The organism is Sorangium sp. So ce693 (assembly GCF_051521375.1).
GTDB lineage: Bacteria > Myxococcota_A > Polyangia > Polyangiales > Polyangiaceae > Sorangium > Sorangium atrum.
Genome location: NZ_CP150347.1, coordinates 5,708,692 through 5,728,045, shown reverse-complemented (window position 1 = coordinate 5,728,045; position 19,354 = coordinate 5,708,692). Strand labels below are relative to the sequence as shown.

The following is a 19,354-nucleotide window of genomic DNA, read 5'->3' as shown; positions in this document are numbered from 1 at the left end:
TTGATCGGGGATGTGGGTCCGCTCAGTCAGCTTTTGTAAAGAACGCGGTGAACATTTTCGATGATCCGCGAAGCCTGCGGGATCACGTACTGCTCCAGCCGCGCGTTGTAGGGCATCGGGACGTCGAGCGTCGTCGCGCGCAGCACGGGCGCGTCCAGCTCGTCGAACGCGAGCCGCTGGATGCGATCGGCGATCTCCGCGCCGACGCCGCCGTACGGCCAGCCCTCGTGCGCCACGACCGCGCGGTGCGTCTTCGTGACGCTCTTCACGATCGTCTCCTCGTCGAGCGGGCGCAGCGATCGCAGGTCCACGATCTCCGCGCTGATGCCCTCCTTCTCCAGCTCCGCGGCCGCCTCGAGCGCGACGTGCACCATCCGGCTCCACGCGATGATCGAGACGTCGGTCCCCTCGCGCACGATCGACGCGACCCCGAGCGGCACGATGAAATCGGGATCGTCGGGCACCTCGCCCTTCACGCCGTAGAGCGTCTCGCTCTCCATGAAGAGCACCGGGTTGTCGTCCCGGATCGCCGACTTCAGGAGACCCTTAGCGTCCGCCGGCATCGCGGGCGCGAGGACCTTGAGGCCGGGGACGTGCGCGTAGAAGTGCTCCATCGCGTGCGAGTGCTGCGAGCCGACCTGCTTCGCCGAGCCGTTCGGCGCCCGCAGCACGAGCGGGATGCTGAGCTGCCCGCCGGACATCTGCCGGAGCTTCGCCGCGTTGTTGAGGATCTGGTCGAACGCCACGGCGGAGAAGTTCCACGTCATGTACTCGACGATCGGCCGGAGCCCGACCATCGCGGCGCCGATCGAGATGCCCGTGAACCCGCTCTCGGTGATGGGCGCGTCGATCACGCGCCTGCTCCCGAACTTGTCGAGCATCCCCTCGGTCACCTTGTAGGCGCCCTGGTAGTGCCCGACCTCCTCGCCGACGAGGTACACCCGCTCGTCGCGCTCCATTTCCTCGACCATGGCGGCGCGAACCGCCTCACGGAATCTTAGGACGGTCATCGCGCAAAAGGTCCTGCATAGGTTGTGGGCTCGAGCACCTCGGGCCCGGGTTCGGGGCTCTCCTCGGCGAAGCGGATCGCGTCGGTGATCTCGTCTTCCACCTCTTTCTCGATCGCCTCGAGGGCGGCCTTGTGGCCCTTCTCCTCGAGCTCGACGCGAGAGCGGAGGAGCACGTCCTTCTTCTTGCGCTCCTCGAGCTCCTCCTTCGTCCGGTACTTGCCGGGATCGCTCATCGAGTGGCCCCGGAAGCGGTACGTCCTGATCTCGACCAGCGTCGGCTCCGAGTTCGTGCGCGCCCGCGCGACGGCCTCGGCGAGGCGATCGCGCACCTGGAGGACGTGCTCGGAGTTGAAGCGATCGCGCTCCATCCCGTAGGCGAGCGCCTTCAGCGAGACGTCCTCGACCGAGAGCGTCCGTGAGAGCGGCGTCCCCATCGCGTACTCGTTGTTCTCGCAGACGAACACGATCGGCAGCTTCCACAGCGCCGCGAGCGACATCCCTTCGTGGAAGTCGCCGATGCTCACCGCGCCCTCGCCGAAGAACACCATCGAGACCCGGTCCTCGCCGCGGTACTTCGACGCGAACGCGGTCCCGACGGCGATGGGGATGTGCCCGCCGACGATGCCGTAGCCGCCGAGCATGTTGTGCTCTTTGTCGAAGAAGTGCATCGAGCCGCCGAGCCCCTTCGAGCACCCGGTGACCTTGCCGTAGAGCTCGGCCATCGCGGCGCGCGGGCTCATCCCGCGGGCGAGCGCGAGCCCGTGATCGCGGTAGGTGGTCATCACGTAGTCGTCGGGGCGGAGCGCCGCGGAGGCACCGACGGCGATGGGTTCCTGACCGATGTACAGGTGAAGGAACCCTCCGATCTTGCTCTGCGCGTACGCGCGGGCCGCCTCTTCCTCGAAGCGGCGTATCTGAAACATCTTTCGGTAGAGCGACAGATGGAGATCGTCGCCGTTTGTCAGGGTAGTCATCGCGGAGATCTCAAGGGGCAGAACAGCAATTCAGACAGTCGCTAGGGCAGAGGTCGGCGTGAATCCAGGGCGCCTCTCCGGGTCCTGCGATGGACCCAGCGAGCCGCTTGACGTCGGCCGTGCAGGACAGCGACGGTGCTTACTCGGGCTCCTTTACGGGAGTTTTTTCCGCGTGACAACGCATCCGCGATGTCACGCGTTCAACGCGCAGCAGCATCGGCACCACCGGCGTCCTGCGCGCCGGGCTCTGTGGCCTCTGGCACGTCGAGGTCGTCGGTCTCCGGCGTTCCGGCGTCCGCGGCCTGCTCGTCCTCGGGAAGCGGGGTCGACACGGGCGAGGGCGCGGCGCTGCCCGGCGCGCTCGCGCTGGGCTCCGCGGCGCTGGGCTCCGCGGCGCTGGGCTCCGCGGCGCTGGGCTCCGCGCTGACCGTCGCGCGCGCCGTGGTGTCGGCGGGGTCGTGCTTCGGGCGCGCAGGCCGCGTCGACGGCGCGGGGCGCGGTCGCGGCGCCGTCGTCGCCGACGACGCGATCGGCGCTGCTCCGACGGCGGGCTCCTCGGCGGGCGTGTCTGCAGATCGCAGCGCGGTGTGGAGGAGCAGCGCGGCCGTGGCCACGACCACGGCCGCGCCCACGGCGATCTGCCCCGCCTTCCGCTCGCGGGGAGGGAAGTTGATGTCGAGCGGATCCGCGCGCACCGCGGCTGGCTCGGCGGACAGCGCCGGCGTCGCCGTGACGGCGCTGTCCAGCATCCGCCTCGGCATCTGGCTGGAGGCGGCCCACTCGAGGCTGTTCGCGAACGCGGCGCCGAACTCGTCGCAGCTCGGGTACCTGTCCTCGGGTCGCTTCGACAGCCCGCGCGCGAGCACCTGATCGAGCGACGGCGGGAGGCCGAGCTCCCTCGCGATCGGCGGCGGCTCGTCGGTCGCGATCCGCGACGCGACCGAGACCGCGTCGTCGCCCGGGAACGCGCGGCTCCCGGAGATCGCCTCGTACATGACGGCGGCGAGCGAGAACTGATCGCTCTCGGGCGAGAACTTCCCGACGCGGAACGTCTCCGGCGCGCTGTACGCGGGCGTCCCCATGAGCCCTCCCTGGTGCGTCAGCGTCGAGTCCGGGATCCGCGCGATGCCGAAGTCGGCGATCTTGCCGCCGTTCATCGAGAGGATGATGTTCTCCGGCTTGATGTCGCGGTGGACGATGCCTGCCCGGTGCGCGATCGTGAGCGCCTCGCCGAGCTCGCGCGCGAGGCGCGCCGCCTGCGCCGCCGAGAGCGGCCGCTCGAGGAGGTGCTGCTTCAGCGTCGGCCCCTCGACGTACTCGAAGACGAGGTAGAGCCCGAAGTCCGGGTCCTCGCCGACGTCGTGGAGCGTGACGAGGTTCGGGTGGGTCACCCGGGCGGCGGCGCGCGCTTCGTGGCGCATCCTCACGATCAGCTGCTCGCGGACGTCGCGCGGGATGCGCAGGTCGTCGCGCAGGTGCTTCAGCGCGACGTCGCGATCGAGCAGCGGATCGTGCGCCAGCAGCACGCGCCCCATCGCGCCCTCGCCGAGGAGGCGCTGCACGTGGTAGCGGCCGAGGGCGGCGGGCAGCACGGAGCTATCGCTCGGCTGTGCGAGCGCGCCGCCGCCATCGGAGGACGAGGATCGAGGCACGTCGCGTCGGTTCTAACCGGCCAGAGGCCCCGGCGGAAGGCCTGGCCGGCGTCTCGCTTCCGGTTATGCTCTGCCGCAGCGCGCCCCGGGTCCACGAGCGGCGCTCGCGGTCCTGCGGAGGCGGTCCCCGCAGGGCCCTGGCGGCGTGCGGCATCCCAGAGAGGGCGCAGCGAGCACAGATGAGCACCGAGAGCGCGTCGAAGCCGGTCCAGGTCGCCGGAGCTACGAAGAAGCGGGGCAAGGCCAAGTACATCGTGCTCGTCGGCCTCGTGCTCATCGTCGTCCTCGCCCAGCAGACGGGGCTCCTCGGCTTCGGCGTGGCGCACCTCCGCGCCGCAACATTCCCGAGAGACGAATCGCTGCTCGAATATGTCCAAGGCAGCGCCCCCGGCGTGGTGATCGTCGACCCTCACCAGATCGACCTGCAGGCGCTCGGCGCGGAGGGGGGCGCGGTGCGGCTGCACATCGAGCGCACCCGAGACGACATCAAGAAGGCGACGGGCATCGATCTCGGGTTCGACGTCGACAAGCTGGTCGTCGCCCCATCGCTCGTGGTCGCGCGCGGGCGCTTCAACGAGCAGAAGCTCGCGGAGCGCCTGGCGACGCACAGCTACGTCCAGGCAGAGTACAAAGGCGTGAAGTACCTGCTCCGCGCCGGCGAGGACGCGATCGCCGTGCGCAACGGGTCGATCCTGCTGTACGGCGCCGAGCCGGAGATCCGCGCGAGCATCGACGCCGAGGAGGCCGGGACGTCGCTGGCGAGCCGGGACGAGGCGACGTCGCGCCTCGCGCACATCGGGTGGGATCGTCCCCTCCTGGGCGTCGCCCTCCTTTCCGAGAGCAAGCCGAGCCTCCGCGCGATCCTCACCGGCTCCACGGGCCCGCGCGCCGTCACCGTCGGCGTCTCGACGAAGGGCGGGCTCTCGGTGACCGTCGCGATCGACGCCGCGTCGGCCGACGCGGCCGAAGAGCTCCGGAAGCTCCTCGAGGAGAAGCGCGCGAACGTCGATGCGCTGAAGGCGCTCGTCGGCCCGGAATCCGGGGCGGCGCTCGCCGAGATCGCGAAGCGCGCGACGCTCGCCGTGGAGCCGGGCGCCGGCCGGCTGACGGTGCAGGCGGAGGTGCGCCCCGAGGAGATCGAGCTGCTCGCGAAGGCCGGCCATGCGGCGGCGGGCTCGCTCGGGGAGATGTACAAAAATGTGCGGCTGCTTCAGCTCCTCGCGCCGGGCCCCTGACGCCGTCGTCCGAGCGGAAGGCGCGCTCGGCCCGTCTCGATCTGGATACGGCTGTGCACGACGGCAGCACCGCTCATATCGAGCGGGCGCTGCCGGCGGTGCGGCCCTGGTCGAGGCTCAGAGCTCGGCGCAGCGCGGGCACCGCGCCTCGACCCGGTCTGTCGCGCTCTTGACCCGGGCGCGCGCGGCATCGCACCGCTGGTCCGCATCGCCGGCGAGCCCGCAGAGATGCTGCGCGGCGCGGCTCATCGACGCGAGCGCGCGGCACGCTGTCTCACACGGCGGCGCGGACGTCGGCTCGGCCTCGAGCTTCTTGGCCGGGGGCTCCCCGCCGGCGGCCGTCGCCCGCGGTGACGGCGCGGTGCGGCTGTCGGGTACGCTCGGGCTCGGCGGCGAAGGCGCCGCCGGCGGCGGCGCTCCCGGCTGCGCCGCTTCCGCCACGGCCCGGCCCTCGTCGCGCTGCGCGGGCGCGCCGATCGCCTGATCGAGCTCGTCCTCCGCGCGCTCGAGCTCCGCGAGCGCATCATCGGCCGTCTCGATCGAGCTTCCCTTGTGCGGCGACATCGAGGTCGCACCGGCGGCCTCCGGCGCCACGGGGGCTTGGGCGACGGAGGCTCCGCCGCAGCCCGAGAGCGCGGCGGCGCTGATCCACAGGGTGGCGGCCGCGGGAGACCAGGCACGGTGTCTGTTCATCGGTCCTCCTGCGCCTGACGCGCGGCGCCCGGCTTTCGGCTCATCGCGGCGCCGCGGCGCCGCGACTGCGCGCCGAGATCTTGCGTGCGGCGCGGCGAGGATGACCCCCTCGCCGTGCGCTATGCTCGCGGCGATGAATCTGCTTCGACCGATCGGCGCCTTCGTTCTGGCTCTCGGACTGGTCGCAGGCTGTCAGCGAGGCAGCTCGCGCCGGCCTGCGTCTCAGCCGTCATACGGCCAGGCCTATCCTCCCTACGGCGCGCCCCAGCAGGGGGCTCCCCCACAGCAGCCCGGGTACCCGCAGCAGCCCGGGTACCCGCAGCAGCCCGGGTATCCGCAGCAGCCCGGGTACCCGCCGGCGCAGACCGGGCCCGCGCCGGCGCCTACGTTCAGCGTGCCCACGATGCCGGGGCTGCCGGTGCTCGGCGATCCCATCAACGACATCAACATCGGCTGGCTCCAGTCCGAGGCCGGCGTCGTCATGGGCGCGTTGATCGGCGCGCTGCCGGCGGCCTCGCAGCAGAAGGTGAGGGGCATCCCGTTCATCGCCGATCCGACGGTGGGCGAGGTGAACGCGTTCGCCGGCTGTGACGACCAGCGGATGCCGTTCATGGCGATCACCGACGGGCTGCTCGAGGTAGAGGCGCAGATCGCGCAGTTCAAGGCGACCGACGAGGTCTTCGGGACGAGGAAGCTCGACGAGTTTCTGCGCATGCTCGCGCAGCGACAGCGGCCTGGGCAGCCGATCGTCCGGCCGCCGGCGGGCTTCGTCGATCCGGTGCAGCACACGGACGCGCGCAAGGTCGAGCGGCAGCGCCAGCTCTACGACGAGCAGCTCGCGTTCGTCCTCGGCCACGAGCTCGGCCACCACCACCTCGGGCACACGGGCTGCGCGAACGGGCAGGGGGGGAGCCGGGGCGTCACGCCCGCGGATCTCGGGCGGATGCTGTCGCGCACGCTCCCCATCTTCAACCAGCCGAACGAGATCGCGGCGGACGTGGCGGGCGTGAACAACCTGCTCTCCGCTGGCGCGCGGCAGCAGGGGTACCGCTGGACCGAGGGGGGCGCGATGCTCACGCTCGGCTTCTTCGCGTCGCTCGATCAGCTCACGCCCGCCTCGATCTTGTTTGCCTTCGAGCAGACGCACCCGCACCCGCTGCTGCGGCAGCCCGTCGTCCAGCAGACCGCCAACACCTGGCGGATGACCGGAGGCGCGCCCGTGTTCACGTTCCCCGGTTTCGGCGGCTGAGCCACGATTTCCCGAGCGTCTTTGCGCTCGCGGGCGCTCGTCCGGAGAGCTCGTCTGCTGCTTCGGCTTGACGCGACCGCGCAGCGCTCCTCCCATCGCGCCGAAAGGAATCGACCATGCAAGCAGAGCTCGGGATCGAGGACCTCAAGGAAGGCACAGGCGCCGAGGCGAAGCACGGCCAGCTCGTGACGGTGCACTACGTCGGCACGCTGACCAACGGCGACAAGTTCGACAGCTCGCGCGACCGCGGCCAGGGCTTCTCGTTCAAGCTGGGGGCCGGGCAGGTGATCAAGGGATGGGATCAGGGGGTCGCCGGCATGAAGATCGGCGGCCTCCGCAAGCTGACCATCCCGCCGGAGCTCGGTTACGGCGCTCGCGGCTTCCCGCCCGTGATCCCGCCGAACTCGACCCTCGTCTTCGAGGTCGAGCTGCTCGCGGTCAAGTGATCCGCTGCGTCGGCCCGCTGCGCCGGCCGCTGCGCGCGACCGGCGCTCGGGGCGGTGCGCAGGTCGACGCGGACGACGCGCCTGCGGCGCTGCTCACGGCTTGATGGGGGCGCCGCACTCGACGCAGAACCGGTTGCCGATGAAGAGCTCGTGCTTGCAGTGCGCGCACCGCGCGACCCGCACCTCGGTCTGGCGCTTCGCGGGCTTCGATGACGGGGCTTCCTTCACGGGAGGCCTCGCCGCCGTCGTCACGGCAGCGTAGCGGCCGGAGCCAGCGGCGGCCCGCGAGCGCCGATCCGTGAGCGGCGCGGCGGCCATCCGCGACACCGCGCCTGGCGCGCCGTGGGCCTGGCTCCGCAGGCCGTTGTCCGCGATGGAGTGGATCTGGTGCGCCGCGATGCGCTCGCTGTCTGACGAGGCAGCCGCGTCGAGATCGACCTCCTCGGCCGGGAGCTGTGCGTCGTTGACCACCGCGGGCGGAAGCGCGTCGCCGAACTCGTCGACGTGGAGGGGCCGGGTGTCGTCGAGCTCGGCGCTGTTCGGTTGCCGCTCGTCCTGCGCGTCGAGCTGGATGCGGACGATCAGCGCCGAGATGTTGTCGGTGCCGCCCGCCTCGTTGGCCATCTCGATGAGGAGCTCGCAGGCCTCGTGCGGATCCTGGGTGATGTCGACCACATCGAGCATCTGCTGCTCCGAGATCATCCCGCTCAACCCGTCCGAGCAGAGCAGGAAGACGTCGCCGGGCTGGGTGGGCTCCGAGCGGATGTCGACCTTCACCGCGTCCTTCATGCCGAGCGCGCGCGTGATGATGTTCTTCGGGAGCCTCGCCAGCTCGTCCTGGCTCAGGTCGGGCTTGAGCGCGAGGGCGTCGTTGATGAGCGAGTGGTCCTTCGTGAGCTGCTCGATCTCGCCGTGTCGGATCCGGTAGCAGCGGCTATCGCCGACGTGCCCGACGTGGATCTGCTCGGTTTCGCACGACACGTAGGCGGCGACCACCGTCGAGCCCATGCCCTGGTGCTGGGTGTACGTGTTCGAGATGACGAACACATCGTGGTTCGCCTTGCGGATCGCCGCGACGATGCGCCGCGCTTCCGGGTCGAGCTCCTGCTCGTCGGCCGGGACGGGGCCTGGCAGGCTGCCGGCGCGGGTCGCCTCGAAGAAGTTGTCGAGCGATTTGGTCGCGAGCGCGCTGGCGACGTTGCCCGCGTTGTGCCCGCCCATGCCGTCCGCCACGACGAAGAGGCCGAGCTCGGACTTCACGAGGACGTTGTCCTCGTTGTGCTTTCGCTGGCGACCTACGTCGGTCACGGCAGCCGCGACGGGTCGGGTGCGGCTGCTCGTCCTGAACTCGCCCATTCGCGGCAGATTATACCTGCCCCTCGCTCTCGACCGCCCACATTCCGGCTGCTTTAGCGGCGGGCTGCTCCCTGGGAGCCGGTCGCCTGAGCGGCGATCCTCGGCGACGTACCGGCCGAGGCCGTCGGTGGCCGCGTGCCCCGGGGTAGGGGATCCAGCGCGAGGCGCACACCGATCTGGAAGAATCCGTAAGCCGTGGGGTCGGAGCCCTTGTCAGGGCGCGAGAGGTAGGTGCCGGCGTCGAGCTCGGCGAACACACCGACGCCAAGGATCGGCGCCGGGTAGAAGTCGGCGCCCAGCGCGATGCGGGCGACATCGAGCCCGTGGAACACGTGATCGGTCGCTGTTGAACCGGCCGCCGAGGCCTCCGGCCATGTGAAGACCGCTCGCCGGTACCCCACGCCGTAGCTGATCCAGGGGTCGACCGCGATCCCCTGGGCGACGTGGTAGACGAACCCCAGACCCAGGTCGAGGCTTCGGCCGGAGCAGTCGCTGCAGCCTGCCGCTGCCGGGAGCAGGGTGTAGGAGCCGCTTGCTTCCAGGACGGTCACACGGCTCAAGCCGATGCCGAGGTTGGCGCCGAAGGCGAACCCGCCCGAGACCGTGTCGGTGACCGGTTGACCGGCGGCCATGCCGCCGAACGGCTGGCTGTACGCGGCCCGCCCCTGGAGCAGGAGGTGTCCGCTCCGCTCGTCGGGCCCGGCGGGGCGCTTCACCCCGGCTTCCGGCCCGGCCTCGTCTTCCTCAGCTACCTCGGCTGCGGCCGTCGTTTGATCTGCGGGCTGGGCGAGGGCCTGGTTGGCCGAGAGCACCCAGCCCGCTGCCGCCACGCCGAGCGCCGGCGCGGTCCACCTTGTCGAGCGCGATCTCACGAACGGCCTCTAGAACAGCGCGGTCCAGAGCGCAAAGGGGGCGCGCGCCGACGAGCAGGAATGTCGCCCGGGCGGCGCGGGCGACGCGACTCGACGCGACTCGACGTAACTCGACGCAACTGCGCCTCGCGTGCCGACGACAGACCTCCTGGACATGGACAACGCACCGACCGGCAGCGACCACGACAGCCCTTCCAGACCCCTCACTTCTGCTCACCGCGATAGAGCGGCGTCCGCGCCGCCGCCGGCGCCGGCCGCGCCCCACGTGGCGCTGCCGGGAGCGCTCGCCGGAGCGCCCGGCGATCGAGCGGACCCTGGCGTGCGCGGCGGCGAGTCCTTCTCGGCCCGGGACGTCACCCTCGATCTCGTGGACGACAACGACGTGCTCACCACAGTGTGGCTCCGCTGCGAGCACCCCGGCGGAGGCGCTCCGGTGCGCATCGCCGTCGCGCCGGGGGCCGAGCTCACCCTGGGCAGCGCTCCGGCTGCGGACGTGAGGCTCGACGATGCCGCGGTGAGCGCCCGGCACTGCCGCGTCGCGCACCGCGGCGCCTCGATCGAGGTGACGGACCTCGGCTCTCGCAACGGCGTTCGCGTCGGCGGCGTCCGCGTGCGGCAGGCGATGCTCGTTCCTGGCGGCTGCTTCGAGATCGGTCGCACGGCGATGTGCGTCGAGTCGGCTCGAAAAGTGCCGGTGATCGAGGAGGATGGGCCGCCGCTCCCCGGTCTCATCGGCCGCTCGCGGCCCATGCGGCAGCTCGCCGCGGCGGCCCGGCGGGTCGCGCCGCTCCAGCTCCCCGTGCTTCTGCGCGGCGAGTCGGGTACGGGCAAGGACGTCGTGGCCCGGGCGATCCACGCGGAGAGCACCCGGGCCGACCGGCCGTTCGTGGTCCTCAACGCCGCCACGATCCTGCGCGAGCTCGCGGAATCCGAGCTGTTCGGCCATCGTCGGGGCGCGTTCACGGGCGCGGTTCGGGAGCGTCAGGGGGCGTTCGTCGAGGCCAACCACGGGACGCTCTTCCTCGACGAGATCGCGGCGCTCTCGCTGGAGGTCCAGGCGAAGCTGCTGCGCGTCGTGGAGGAGGGGATGGTCCGCCCGCTGGGGGCAGAGAGGGCGATGCAGATCAACGTGCGGCTCATCGTCGCGACCTGCGAGCCGCTGGAGACGCTCGTCGCCGAGCGTTGCTTCCGCGCGGATCTCTACGAGCGCCTGGCGGTGTGCCGCATCCAGCTCCCCGCGCTGCGCGATCGGCCCGACGACATCCCGCTGCTGGCCGAGCACCTCCTGGCGAGCTCCGAGATTGGCCGGCGCCAGCTGTCCCCTGGCGCGCTCGCCGCGCTGAGGGCGCACCGCTGGCAAGGCAACGTCCGGGAGCTGCGGAACGTGCTGATTCAAGCCGCGCTGCGCGCGCACGGCCGTGTGTTGCCCGAGCACATCACGGCGGTCATCGCCGATCGTGAGCCCCCGGTCCGCCGGAAGATCACGCCCGCCGATGCGCTCCGCGCCTTCGAGGAGGTGGGCGGCAACGTCAGCGCCGCGGCGCGGCTTGCGGATATCCCGCGCTCGACGATGCGGGATCTGCTTCGCGTCGCGAAGGACAGGTGAGGGCGGCGGATGCGGCGGACGTCGCCCCGATGCAGCGGAGCACCTCCTCCAGCCGACGAGCGGAGCAGCCGCTCGACCTCCCGTCATCGATCTCGATGCGCCCAGCGCTCGCCGCCGTTGTGACCTCGACGGTCGCCCTCGGGCGCACCAAGAGCTTCTGCATGATCGTGGAGTCCTTGCTCCCCTGGCCAGCGATGAGGCTGACCAGCACGGGTGAGGTCCAGGCAAGCGCGTCCTTGGGCGAGCTCCTGGAGATGGAGTCACCGACCCCGGAACGCCTGTCGGAGCGCTTCGAACTATCCCGGCTCGGGAGCCGGGCAGCCCTCGCCGAGCATGAGCTGCCGTGGCGGCGCGCCCTCCGCGGCGAGTCCTTCAGCGACGAGGAGGTCTGGTACGATCGACCGACCGGCCGCAGCTTGCTGTTGCTGGTGCGCTGCCGCGCGTCGGCCGGCGAGGCGCTGCTCGTGTTCGAAAACGTCGCCGATGAGCCCTTCGCGATCCGGCTCGCCGACCTCGTGGCCAGCATCGGCACGGCGCTGCCCGGCGCGGATGAGCCCTCGGCCCTGGCCCATGGGCTGCTCGACGAGGTGGCCGCCGCCGTTCGCGCCGACGCCGTGTTTCTCGTCGCCACCGAGGGCGGCGAACGCCTCAGGCTGGTCGCCTCGGTCGGCCTTCCCGAGGCATTCGCGCAAGGTGACAACCTGAACCTGGCTGCCAGCGTCATGGCGCTGGCAATCGAGACCGGCGACATCCAGGAGGTCGCGCGCATCGAGGATCTGCCAGAGGGCGCCTTCCGCGGCACCCTGCGCCTGCTCGAGCTCGGGCTCCACGCGGTGGCGGCGTTCCCCCTGAGCGCAGGCGGCGAGCGTGTCGGGGTGCTGGGGCTCGCGCGGCGGAAGCCGGGGAAGCTCAGCCGGATCGAGCGCCGCTTGCTCCGGGGCGTGGCGGGCGCCTGTGCGCTCGGGCTGCGGCAGGCGCGGCTGCGCGACGCCGAGCGCCGCGAGGCCCACCGGCTGCGCTTGCTCCGCGACGTGGCCATGGACATCGAGGCCGCCATGCCCCTGCGCGCGTTGCTGCACCGCCTGGTGGAGCAAGCCTGCGAGCTGACCCGCGCTCGTTACGGCGCCCTGGGGGTGCTCGACGCCGAGGGCACCGGGCTCTCCGACTTCATCTACGTGGGCGTCGACGAGAAGGTCGCCGGCGACATCGGCAGCTTCCCCCAGGGCCGCGGGCTCCTGGGCGCGCTCATCCGCGACCCGCGGCCCAGCCGGGTGGCGAATATCCACGCCGATCCGCGGTCGGTCGGCTTCCCGGCGCATCACCCCGCGATGACGTCCTTCCTCGGCGTCCCGGTGCTCATCGGGCAGAAGGTGTTCGGGAATTTTTACCTTTGCGACAAGGATGGTGGCGCCGAGTTCGCGGAGGAGGACGAGCGTATGGTCCGGCTCTTCGCCGCGCAGTCGGCGCTGGCCATCGCCTACGCCCAGCAGGTCGAGCGCACGCAGGAAGCCCATCGCGAGATGGACCGCCTGCGAAACGAGTTCGCAGCCGTCATCGCTCACGATCTCCGCAACCCCGTCGCGGCCATGGCGCTGCTCCTGGACGCGCTGCTCGCAAAACGCGAGGACAGCTCGGTCGTCGTGTCGGTTCAGCACCTCCAATGTTTGCGCCGGATAAGCAGCCGGATCTCGCGCATGACGCAGGACCTGCGCGACGTCTCTCGCATCGAGCTCGGGCGGCTCTCGCTCGAGCGCCAGTCCGTGTCGCTGGAGGAGGCGACGCGCGCGCTGCTCACGGAGATCGAGCCGACCCTCGGGCAGCACCCGGTGACCCTCGACGTGGAGGGGCGTGTGCCCGAGGTCTTCGTCGATCCGGCCCGGCTGTCGCAGATCCTTGCGAACCTGCTCGACAACGCCGCCAAATACTCCGGCGCCGGCTCGCCGATCCGCGTGACCCTCCGTCCGGAGGCGGGAGGCGCGGCGCTGACGGTCGAGGATCGCGGCCCGGGTATCTCGGCGGCCGATCTGGGCAGGCTCTTCGATCGCTTCTTTCAGGCCCCGCGGGCGCGCGAAAAGAACACGGGGCTCGGCCTGGGCCTCTACATCGTCAAGGGGCTGATGGAGGCGCACGGCGGCAGCATCGCCGTGGAGAGTACGCCGGGCCAGGGCTCGACCTTCCGGCTGTGGTTTCCGGCGGCTCAACCCGCGAAGGCGGCGTAGCTCGCGATTCTCTCTTCGGAGCCCAGGCCGGGCTCCTGGGAGGTGGAGTCAGAAGGCGCCCGCGACGCTGAGGGTGGCCTGACCTGGCGCCACGAACGGCGCGATCGCGGTGATGCGCGGCCCGTCGGCCGCGGTCTGCTGCTTCTGCGGGTACCAATCGATCATGGCGTAGGTCGCGGTGCCGACGACCCCGACGCCGAAGAGGACCCACCCGGTGATCGCCCAAGGGACCGCGCCGTCAAAGCGGTCGAGCTTCTCGCGGAGCTTTCCGCACGCGTTCCTGAAGTCGGGCAGGTCGCCCGACGGATCTTCGCGCGCGCCACAGGGCTGAGACCTGCGGTTCGCGGGGATCGCGCTCTGGTGACCCGCGACGTACGCCTCGATCTGCCCCCCGATGTCGTCGGCGCTGCTGCGCGCGTCGACCGTGATGGCCGAGCCGACGATCCCCATGACCAGGCCGACCCCGGCGACGCCGGTCCCCGCCCAGGCGAGCGGCTTGCGCGCGTACCAGTGGAAGAACGGCTCGCGTCCGCCGGAGGCCTGCGCCGGGCCCATCGAGCCCATCGTGCTGCTCGTCGAGACGCTGAAGCCGCCGGAGCCCGCCGGCGCTGCGGGTGACGGTGAGGGGCTCGGCGCGGCTGCGCCAGGAGGCGTCGCGCCGGGAGCGGGCGCGCCCGGCGCCGGCTGCGCGATGTTCGTCGCTGGAGGCGGTGCTGGCGCCGGCGGCGCCGCGGTTGAGGTGGGCGCACCGGCCGGCGTCGCCGGGGTTGGCGCGCCGACTGGCGGCGTCGCGGGCGTCGCGCCGGTCGTCCCCAGGGTGAGCGTCGCGGGCGTGGCTGTGCCGACCTTCGCGTCCACCTGGGTGGTCGCTGATCGGTCCTGGTAGGTCGCGAACAAGGTGTGCTTGCCGGGCTTCACGAACACCGGATCGAGCAGCGGCGCCTTGCCGACGAGGACGCCGTCCACGCTGATGTCCGCGCCATTCGCGTCGGCGCTCACGATGAGGAAGCCGGTCTTCCGTTTCACATCGGCGATCGCCTTCTCCGCTGCGGCGCGCTGCTCCGGGGTCGCCGCGGCGTGCTCGCGCAGGAACTGCTGCAGGTGCTTGCCGGAGTCTTCGAGGTGATTGGAGCGAAGCTCGCTCTGTCCGAGGTTGAGCAGCACGGCCGGGTGTCGCTTGAGCGCGTAGACTTGGAGGAAGGCGGTGCGTGCCTCCTCGAAGCGACCGCCGTCGTACGCCTTGACCCCTTCCTCGTAGCGCTGGCGAGCGACCTCGGTCACGGGATCGGACGGTTGCGCGAAGCTCAGCGGCTCGCTGAGGAGAGAAGGGGGGAGCCCGGCCTCCGTGAGCACGGCGGGAGCGATCAGCGAGAGCAGGAGGACTGGGGCGCAGGCGCGTGTTTTCATGGCTCCTCAGATCGGGCTTCGCCTCGTCGGCGTCCGCGAAAGGGTACGAACGATTGCAGCAGGCCTCGCTGCCGAGGCGAGAAAGAGGTGCGCTTCAGAACGGCGCATCGCGGATGATGCCGCCGCCCTTGCTGCCTCCGGTCGAGCTCGTGCCACGCTGCGCCGGCGCTGGAGGCGCGGGCCTCTGTGCAGGGGGGGCCGCCGTCGGCCTGGTCGCTGGCACCGCGGGCGCCGCTGCGCTCCCGGTGGAAGCGGGCGCCGTGGCAGAAGCAGGCGCCGTGGCCGCGGGAGGCGTCGCGACAGAGGCAGACGGCGTCGCGCCGGCAGACGTCGTCGCCGCGGGAGCCGGAGGAGGCGACGGCGCTGAGGCGCTCGGCGCCGGCGAGGCGCCGTCGTCCGCAGCCGCGGCGGCGGTCGATGCACCGTGGGGCGCCTGCGAGGCGGCGGGGGGCGTGGTCGCTGCGGCGGGCGTCTCCGCCACCGACGATGCCGCCGGGGGCCCGGCATCCTCTCCGGCGTCGTCTTGACGCAAGCTGCGAACAACGACGAGCAGCAAGGCCACACCCGCGAGCGCGAGCACGACCCGCAGCGCCGTCTTGTTCGGCGTGGACACGGGGATCTCGATCGGATCGTGGTCTTCCGTGCGGACGCCGGACGCGGCCACGGAATCCGCGCTTTCCCTGGGTAGATGCGCCGTGCGGGAGCTCTTGCGCGCCCGCCGCGCCGACGGCGGTTCATTCTCTCGGGGCGGGGAGGGGGACCGGTCCACCCGCGGCTGTGGCTCTGCGGCGTGCGCGCCGGCCGCGGCGTCCGGCGCGGCTGTCGGCGCGCCCGCCGCGGCTGCTGGCTCTCCCATTCCTGCCTGCGTTCTCCCGGCCGGCGCGGGGGGCTGGCCCCGCGTCACCGCGCCGCCCTCCAGCGCGATCGGGGCGCCCGCGTCCGCGGCGCCGCCGGCCGTCCGAGCGTCGATGAGCGGCTGAGGCGCGGGCCCGGCCTGCTCACTGGCCCCCGCCGTTCCGGCGTCGCGGGACGTGGCCCCCGCCGCGGGCGGCCCCGGCGGGTCGTCGCCGATGGCGATGGTCGGGACCCCCTCGATCACGGTGTCGGACACGCTCGCCGCGCCGGCCGGGGGGGCTTCGAGCACGCGCGTCGTGGGCGCCGCAGGTGCAGCAGGAGAAGGCGCCGCCGCGGGTCCGGGCTTCGCCGCGGGCGCTTCGGCGGGGGACGCCGTCTGAGCACCCGACGATTTCGCAGCGGATGCGCCGGGCTCCTGAGCGACGGCGCCGCCGCGCGCGTCGCCTCGTGCGCCCGACAGCTCGTCGAACCCCTCCCAGGATGGCCGGATCGACGAAGCGATCCGCTCCGCCTCCTCCGCAGAGAGGGAGCGCTCACCAGGTTCCGCGGTTGTCGATTGCTCCCCCGCAGTCATCGCGGTGAGGAACTTACCACCCGCGTCTGCTGCACCGCAATCTCGCGACGGATCGGCGCATCACCGGCTGCCGCGCACGGCGGGGGCGCGCGCCCCCCGGCGCCCCCGGAAACCACCGCGAACGGCTCACCCGCCGCGCACCTCGCGCAGCAACGCGTCATCCCAGGTGTCGGCGACCTGGCTCACCGTCGTGACGATATCCTCGAACTCTTCGTACTCGAGGGCGCTGAGGCGCCGCAGGCAGCGCACCACCACCTCGTTGCGCGACTTGTCGATCGCGAAGGCTGCGTCGGAGGTGGCGATGAAGCTGAGCTCCAGGAGACGCCGGTAGAAGGCCTCGCGCCCGCTCAGGGGGACGGCCATGATGGGCGAGAAGACCATCAGGACGCCCTGAGCCTCCAGCACGTTGACGCCGATCGTCGCGCTCCCGTGCTGAAGCTGCGCGTATCCCGTCTCGTCGAGCGTGCTGGCGCCAGCGCCGCTCGGAGGTCTGGCCCCGCCCTGAGAGCTCGCGTTGTACCGGGCGAGATACGCGTTGACCATGCTCGTCGCGTCGGCAAACCTCTCCCCCGACGCGCGGTCCGCGTAGAGGGGTAATGTGGATGAAGTGGGCGTGAGGTCGGGCACGTGAAACCTCCTGGACGCATCGCCAGTCGCTCGGCGCGCGGGGCTGAACTGGCGAGCCGACAGCTCATCAGCCCGGCGTGGTTGCATCGTAGCGCCCCGGCGTTCGCGGCGATCTCGCTTTTTGCAGTGGTGGCGCACGCCACCTTCGGGTGCAGCGCGGAGGGCAGCGCGCCGGCCGCGCCCGCCGGCATCTCCGACGAGGAGCGCGCCGCCGCGCTGCTCGATCCGGCGGCGCTCCTCCCCCCCCGCGCCGAGACGGTCGCCCTCGCCGATGCCGTCGCCATCGCGTCATCGCGCGCCGGGGCGCCGGCGCAGGCGGCCTCGCTCGCGGAGCTGGCCGGCGATCTTCGCATGCGGCTCTTTCGCCTCGATCAGGCGGTCACCGACGCGCGCGAGGCGATGGAGCTCTACGGCGCGGCGGCGACGGCCTTCCGCGCCTCGGCCGATCCGGCCCACGTCGAGCGCGCGTGCCAGGCCGAGCGCCGCCGCGCGCTGCTCGCCGGCGAGCTCGCTCACGACGCGGCCGTCGCGTACCGCGAGCTCTACCTGGTCTCGCGGCGCTACGCGGCCCTCGCCCCGCCCGCGCCGTCCGGCGGCGGGCCGCGCTCGCAGTGCCTGGGCGCGCTCGCGCTAGCGCTCGCGCAAGCCGCCGCCTACCGGCCGAGCGGGGACGCGCTGCGCGCGCTGGAGCAGGAGGGGCACCGCGTCGAGGGCGTCGCGCTCGCGCTCGCAGCGGGGCCCGCGCCGGGCTCCTCCGCCGCGCCCGCGAGCTCCGCGAGCGCGGCGCCGGTGCAGGTGACGACCGCCGAAGCCACCGGCGATGTCGTCGTCGCCCCCCGGGCGCCGGCCGCGCCCACCGGCCCGGTGAAGATCACCTCGATCGAGCGGCACGGCTCGGACAAAGGGGCGCGCGTCGTTGTCGAGCTCTCCGCGCCGACGACGTTCGACGTCGGCACGCTCGCGGCGGACGAGAGCGCCGGCAAGGACGCGCGCGTGTTCGTCGACATCGCCAGGGCGACGTCGCGCGGCGTCGCGCGGGAGATCGAGGTCGGCGGCGTCCTGCGGCGGGTGCGCGTCGGCGTCCAGCCGAACGGAACGCGCGTCGTCCTCGATCTCGCCGCCAACCTGCACCGCCGGATCTTCTACCTCCCCGATCCGTTCAGGATCGTCGTCGACGTGAGCACCCGCGCTCCGCTGCGCGACGACAAGGACAACCCCGGCGGCGCGCGGGAGGTCCGGCGCGTCGCGATCGACCCGGGGCACGGCGGGAACGACACCGGCGCCGTCGGCCCCACGGGGTTGAGGGAGAAGGACGTGACGCTCGACGTCGCCCACCGCGTCGCCCCGCTCCTCGCGCGCGAGCTCAAGATCGAGACGCTCCTCACGCGGGACAGCGACACCTACGTGCCGCTGGAGCTCCGCACCGCGCGCGCGAACGCGTTCCATGCCGACCTGTTCGTCTCGATCCACTGCAACGCGAGCGAGAACGGCCGCGCTCGTGGGGTCCAGACGTTCTCGCTCGCGGCCCCTCACGACGGCGAGGCGACGTCGGCGCAGCTCGCGGCGCGCGAGAACGCCGCCCGCGCCGAGCGGGGAGGGCAGGGCGTGGACCTGGGTGATCCCGGCGCCCGCCTCGAGGTGGCGGCGATCCTGTCGAACCTCAATGTCGGCGACATGGCGGCCCGCTCGCGCCACTTCGCCGAGCTCCTCCAGCGGTCGTCGCTCGCGTCGCTCTCGCCCCGCTACCCCGACACGAAGGATCAGGGCGTCAGGGGCGCGGGCTTCTTCGTCCTCGCGGGCGCCGACATGCCGGCCGCGCTGTTCGAGACGTCGTTCATCTCGAACCCCGAGGACGAGGCTCGCCTCGCGACCGCCGACTTCCGGCAGAAGATGGCGGACGCCATCGTGAACGCGATCCGCGCCTACCGCGAGGGCAAGTGAGGGGCGCCGCCGGCGCGCGCGGGCCGCGCAGGCGTCGCCCGCGCAGGCGTCACCCTCGCTCGAGGCCCATGAGCCGCTCGAGCGAGTCGCGCAGCTCGCCGGCCTCGCCCTTCTTGATGAAGTCGTAGGCGCCGGCCTCGGTCGCGTTCTTCTTCATGTCCTCGTGGTTCGAGTACACGATGCAGCGGATGTGCGAGGTCGCGTCGATGGAGCGGAGCCGCTCCAGGCAGCGCACGCCGTCGAGGCCCGGCATCATGATGTCCAGGATGAGCGCGTCGGGCTGGAGGTTGCCCACCGCGACGAGCGCGTCGAACGGATCCTGGAACGTGGTCAGGTCGAACCGCCGCGAGAGCGTCTTGCGGAGCGCGGCGAGGACGGAGGGGTCGTCGTCGACCACGACGACCTTCGGCTTGCCCATCCGGAGGATCTCCGGGATCGGGTAGCCGTACTTTCGGAGGAAATCGAGCACGTCCAGCCGCCGGAAGCGGAGGTGCCGTCCGGGCGTGCGGAAGTGGCGGATCTCCCCCTTGTCCGCCCAATTGTGGATGGTCTTGAGGTCCACCTGACAGAAGCGCGCGACGTCGCTCGCGGTGAACAGCTCGGGCTGCGTCGTGTTCTCTTTCGGGTTCGTTTCCATG

General features: G+C 72.0%; 16 protein-coding genes. 6 read left to right on the top strand and 10 right to left on the bottom strand.

Features of this window, described 5'->3' with window-relative positions:
- Window positions 1-26: 26 nt before the first annotated feature.
- From WMF14_RS21455 to WMF14_RS21445, 3 genes are all read right to left on the bottom strand, one after another.
- Window positions 27-1,010 carry a pyruvate dehydrogenase complex E1 component subunit beta gene (locus tag WMF14_RS21455; protein WP_437803372.1) on the bottom strand — a complete coding sequence of 328 codons (984 nt, stop codon included), beginning with the start codon at window positions 1,008-1,010 and terminating at the stop codon, window positions 27-29.
- A complete protein-coding gene (gene pdhA, locus WMF14_RS21450) occupies window positions 1,007-1,984 on the bottom strand; it encodes a pyruvate dehydrogenase (acetyl-transferring) E1 component subunit alpha (RefSeq protein ID WP_272099573.1) in 978 nt (325 codons plus the stop codon). The genes WMF14_RS21455 and pdhA overlap by 4 nt, the downstream gene beginning before the upstream one ends.
- A gap of 200 nt (window positions 1,985-2,184) precedes the next feature.
- Window positions 2,185-3,636 (bottom strand): protein kinase domain-containing protein, encoded by a 1,452-nt coding sequence (locus WMF14_RS21445; protein WP_437803371.1) that lies wholly within the window; start codon window positions 3,634-3,636, stop codon window positions 2,185-2,187.
- A 179-nt stretch (window positions 3,637-3,815) separates the two neighbouring features.
- Between WMF14_RS21445 and WMF14_RS21440 the strand changes: the two genes are divergently transcribed.
- Window positions 3,816-4,871 (top strand): hypothetical protein, encoded by a 1,056-nt coding sequence (locus WMF14_RS21440; RefSeq protein WP_437803370.1) that lies wholly within the window; start codon window positions 3,816-3,818, stop codon window positions 4,869-4,871.
- Between the two features lie 117 nt (window positions 4,872-4,988).
- On the opposite strand, the gene WMF14_RS21435 is transcribed toward WMF14_RS21440, so the two are convergent.
- Complete coding sequence (locus tag WMF14_RS21435; RefSeq protein ID WP_437803369.1) at window positions 4,989-5,564, bottom strand: hypothetical protein; 576 nt, start codon at window positions 5,562-5,564, stop codon at window positions 4,989-4,991.
- Between the two features lie 403 nt (window positions 5,565-5,967).
- Here WMF14_RS21435 and WMF14_RS21430 point away from each other — a divergent pair, with 403 nt between their 5' ends.
- Together WMF14_RS21430 and WMF14_RS21425 are read left to right on the top strand one after the other, a co-directional pair.
- A complete protein-coding gene (locus tag WMF14_RS21430; protein ID WP_437804254.1) occupies window positions 5,968-6,813 on the top strand; it encodes a M48 family metalloprotease in 846 nt (281 codons plus the stop codon).
- A gap of 116 nt (window positions 6,814-6,929) precedes the next feature.
- Window positions 6,930-7,259, top strand: coding sequence for an FKBP-type peptidyl-prolyl cis-trans isomerase (locus WMF14_RS21425; protein WP_012236426.1), 330 nt, complete (start codon window positions 6,930-6,932; stop codon window positions 7,257-7,259).
- A 93-nt stretch (window positions 7,260-7,352) separates the two neighbouring features.
- Here the strand turns inward: WMF14_RS21425 and WMF14_RS21420 are convergent, their stop codons facing one another.
- Together WMF14_RS21420 and WMF14_RS21415 are read right to left on the bottom strand one after the other, a co-directional pair.
- On the bottom strand, window positions 7,353-8,615 hold the full coding sequence (locus tag WMF14_RS21420; RefSeq protein WP_437803368.1) for a Stp1/IreP family PP2C-type Ser/Thr phosphatase: 1,263 nt from the start codon (window positions 8,613-8,615) through the stop codon (window positions 7,353-7,355).
- A gap of 53 nt (window positions 8,616-8,668) precedes the next feature.
- On the bottom strand, window positions 8,669-9,487 hold the full coding sequence (locus WMF14_RS21415) for a hypothetical protein (RefSeq protein ID WP_437803367.1): 819 nt from the start codon (window positions 9,485-9,487) through the stop codon (window positions 8,669-8,671).
- Window positions 9,488-9,617: 130 nt separating this feature from the next.
- Between WMF14_RS21415 and WMF14_RS21410 the strand changes: the two genes are divergently transcribed.
- On the top strand, window positions 9,618-11,093 hold the full coding sequence (locus tag WMF14_RS21410) for a sigma 54-interacting transcriptional regulator (protein ID WP_437803366.1): 1,476 nt from the start codon (window positions 9,618-9,620) through the stop codon (window positions 11,091-11,093).
- Window positions 11,090-13,312, top strand: a complete 2,223-nt coding sequence (locus WMF14_RS21405) for a GAF domain-containing protein (protein ID WP_437803365.1) — start codon at window positions 11,090-11,092, stop codon at window positions 13,310-13,312. Before WMF14_RS21410 ends, WMF14_RS21405 begins: the two co-directional genes overlap by 4 nt.
- A gap of 48 nt (window positions 13,313-13,360) precedes the next feature.
- Here the strand turns inward: WMF14_RS21405 and WMF14_RS21400 are convergent, their stop codons facing one another.
- The 3 genes from WMF14_RS21400 to WMF14_RS21390 form a co-directional block, all read right to left on the bottom strand.
- Window positions 13,361-14,719, bottom strand: coding sequence for a hypothetical protein (locus tag WMF14_RS21400; protein ID WP_437803363.1), 1,359 nt, complete (start codon window positions 14,717-14,719; stop codon window positions 13,361-13,363).
- 94 nt (window positions 14,720-14,813) lie between these two features.
- Window positions 14,814-15,863 (bottom strand): hypothetical protein, encoded by a 1,050-nt coding sequence (locus WMF14_RS21395; protein WP_437803362.1) that lies wholly within the window; start codon window positions 15,861-15,863, stop codon window positions 14,814-14,816.
- A gap of 411 nt (window positions 15,864-16,274) precedes the next feature.
- Entirely contained in the window at window positions 16,275-16,775 is a 501-nt protein-coding gene (locus WMF14_RS21390) for a YbjN domain-containing protein (RefSeq protein ID WP_437803361.1), read from the bottom strand.
- Window positions 16,776-16,904: 129 nt separating this feature from the next.
- Between WMF14_RS21390 and WMF14_RS21385 the strand changes: the two genes are divergently transcribed.
- Window positions 16,905-18,716, top strand: coding sequence for an N-acetylmuramoyl-L-alanine amidase (locus WMF14_RS21385; protein WP_437803360.1), 1,812 nt, complete (start codon window positions 16,905-16,907; stop codon window positions 18,714-18,716).
- Window positions 18,717-18,765: 49 nt separating this feature from the next.
- Here WMF14_RS21385 and WMF14_RS21380 read toward each other — a convergent pair whose 3' ends face one another.
- Window positions 18,766-19,353: a response regulator gene (locus tag WMF14_RS21380; RefSeq protein WP_012236418.1), complete on the bottom strand. Its 588-nt coding sequence runs from the start codon at window positions 19,351-19,353 to the stop codon at window positions 18,766-18,768.
- Between the last annotated feature and the right edge of the window lies 1 nt (window position 19,354).

Coding starts and splice junctions, on each gene's coding strand:
- WMF14_RS21455 (WP_437803372.1), bottom strand. CDS start 1,010: ATGACCGTCCTAAGATTCCGTGAGGCGGTTCGCGCCGCCATGGTCGAG.
- pdhA (WP_272099573.1), bottom strand. CDS start 1,984: ATGACTACCCTGACAAACGGCGACGATCTCCATCTGTCGCTCTACCGA.
- WMF14_RS21440 (WP_437803370.1), top strand. CDS start 3,816: ATGAGCACCGAGAGCGCGTCGAAGCCGGTCCAGGTCGCCGGAGCTACG.
- WMF14_RS21435 (WP_437803369.1), bottom strand. CDS start 5,564: ATGAACAGACACCGTGCCTGGTCTCCCGCGGCCGCCACCCTGTGGATC.
- WMF14_RS21430 (WP_437804254.1), top strand. CDS start 5,968: ATGCCGGGGCTGCCGGTGCTCGGCGATCCCATCAACGACATCAACATC.
- WMF14_RS21425 (WP_012236426.1), top strand. CDS start 6,930: ATGCAAGCAGAGCTCGGGATCGAGGACCTCAAGGAAGGCACAGGCGCC.
- WMF14_RS21420 (WP_437803368.1), bottom strand. CDS start 8,615: ATGGGCGAGTTCAGGACGAGCAGCCGCACCCGACCCGTCGCGGCTGCC.
- WMF14_RS21400 (WP_437803363.1), bottom strand. CDS start 14,719: ATGAAAACACGCGCCTGCGCCCCAGTCCTCCTGCTCTCGCTGATCGCT.
- WMF14_RS21380 (WP_012236418.1), bottom strand. CDS start 19,353: ATGGAAACGAACCCGAAAGAGAACACGACGCAGCCCGAGCTGTTCACC.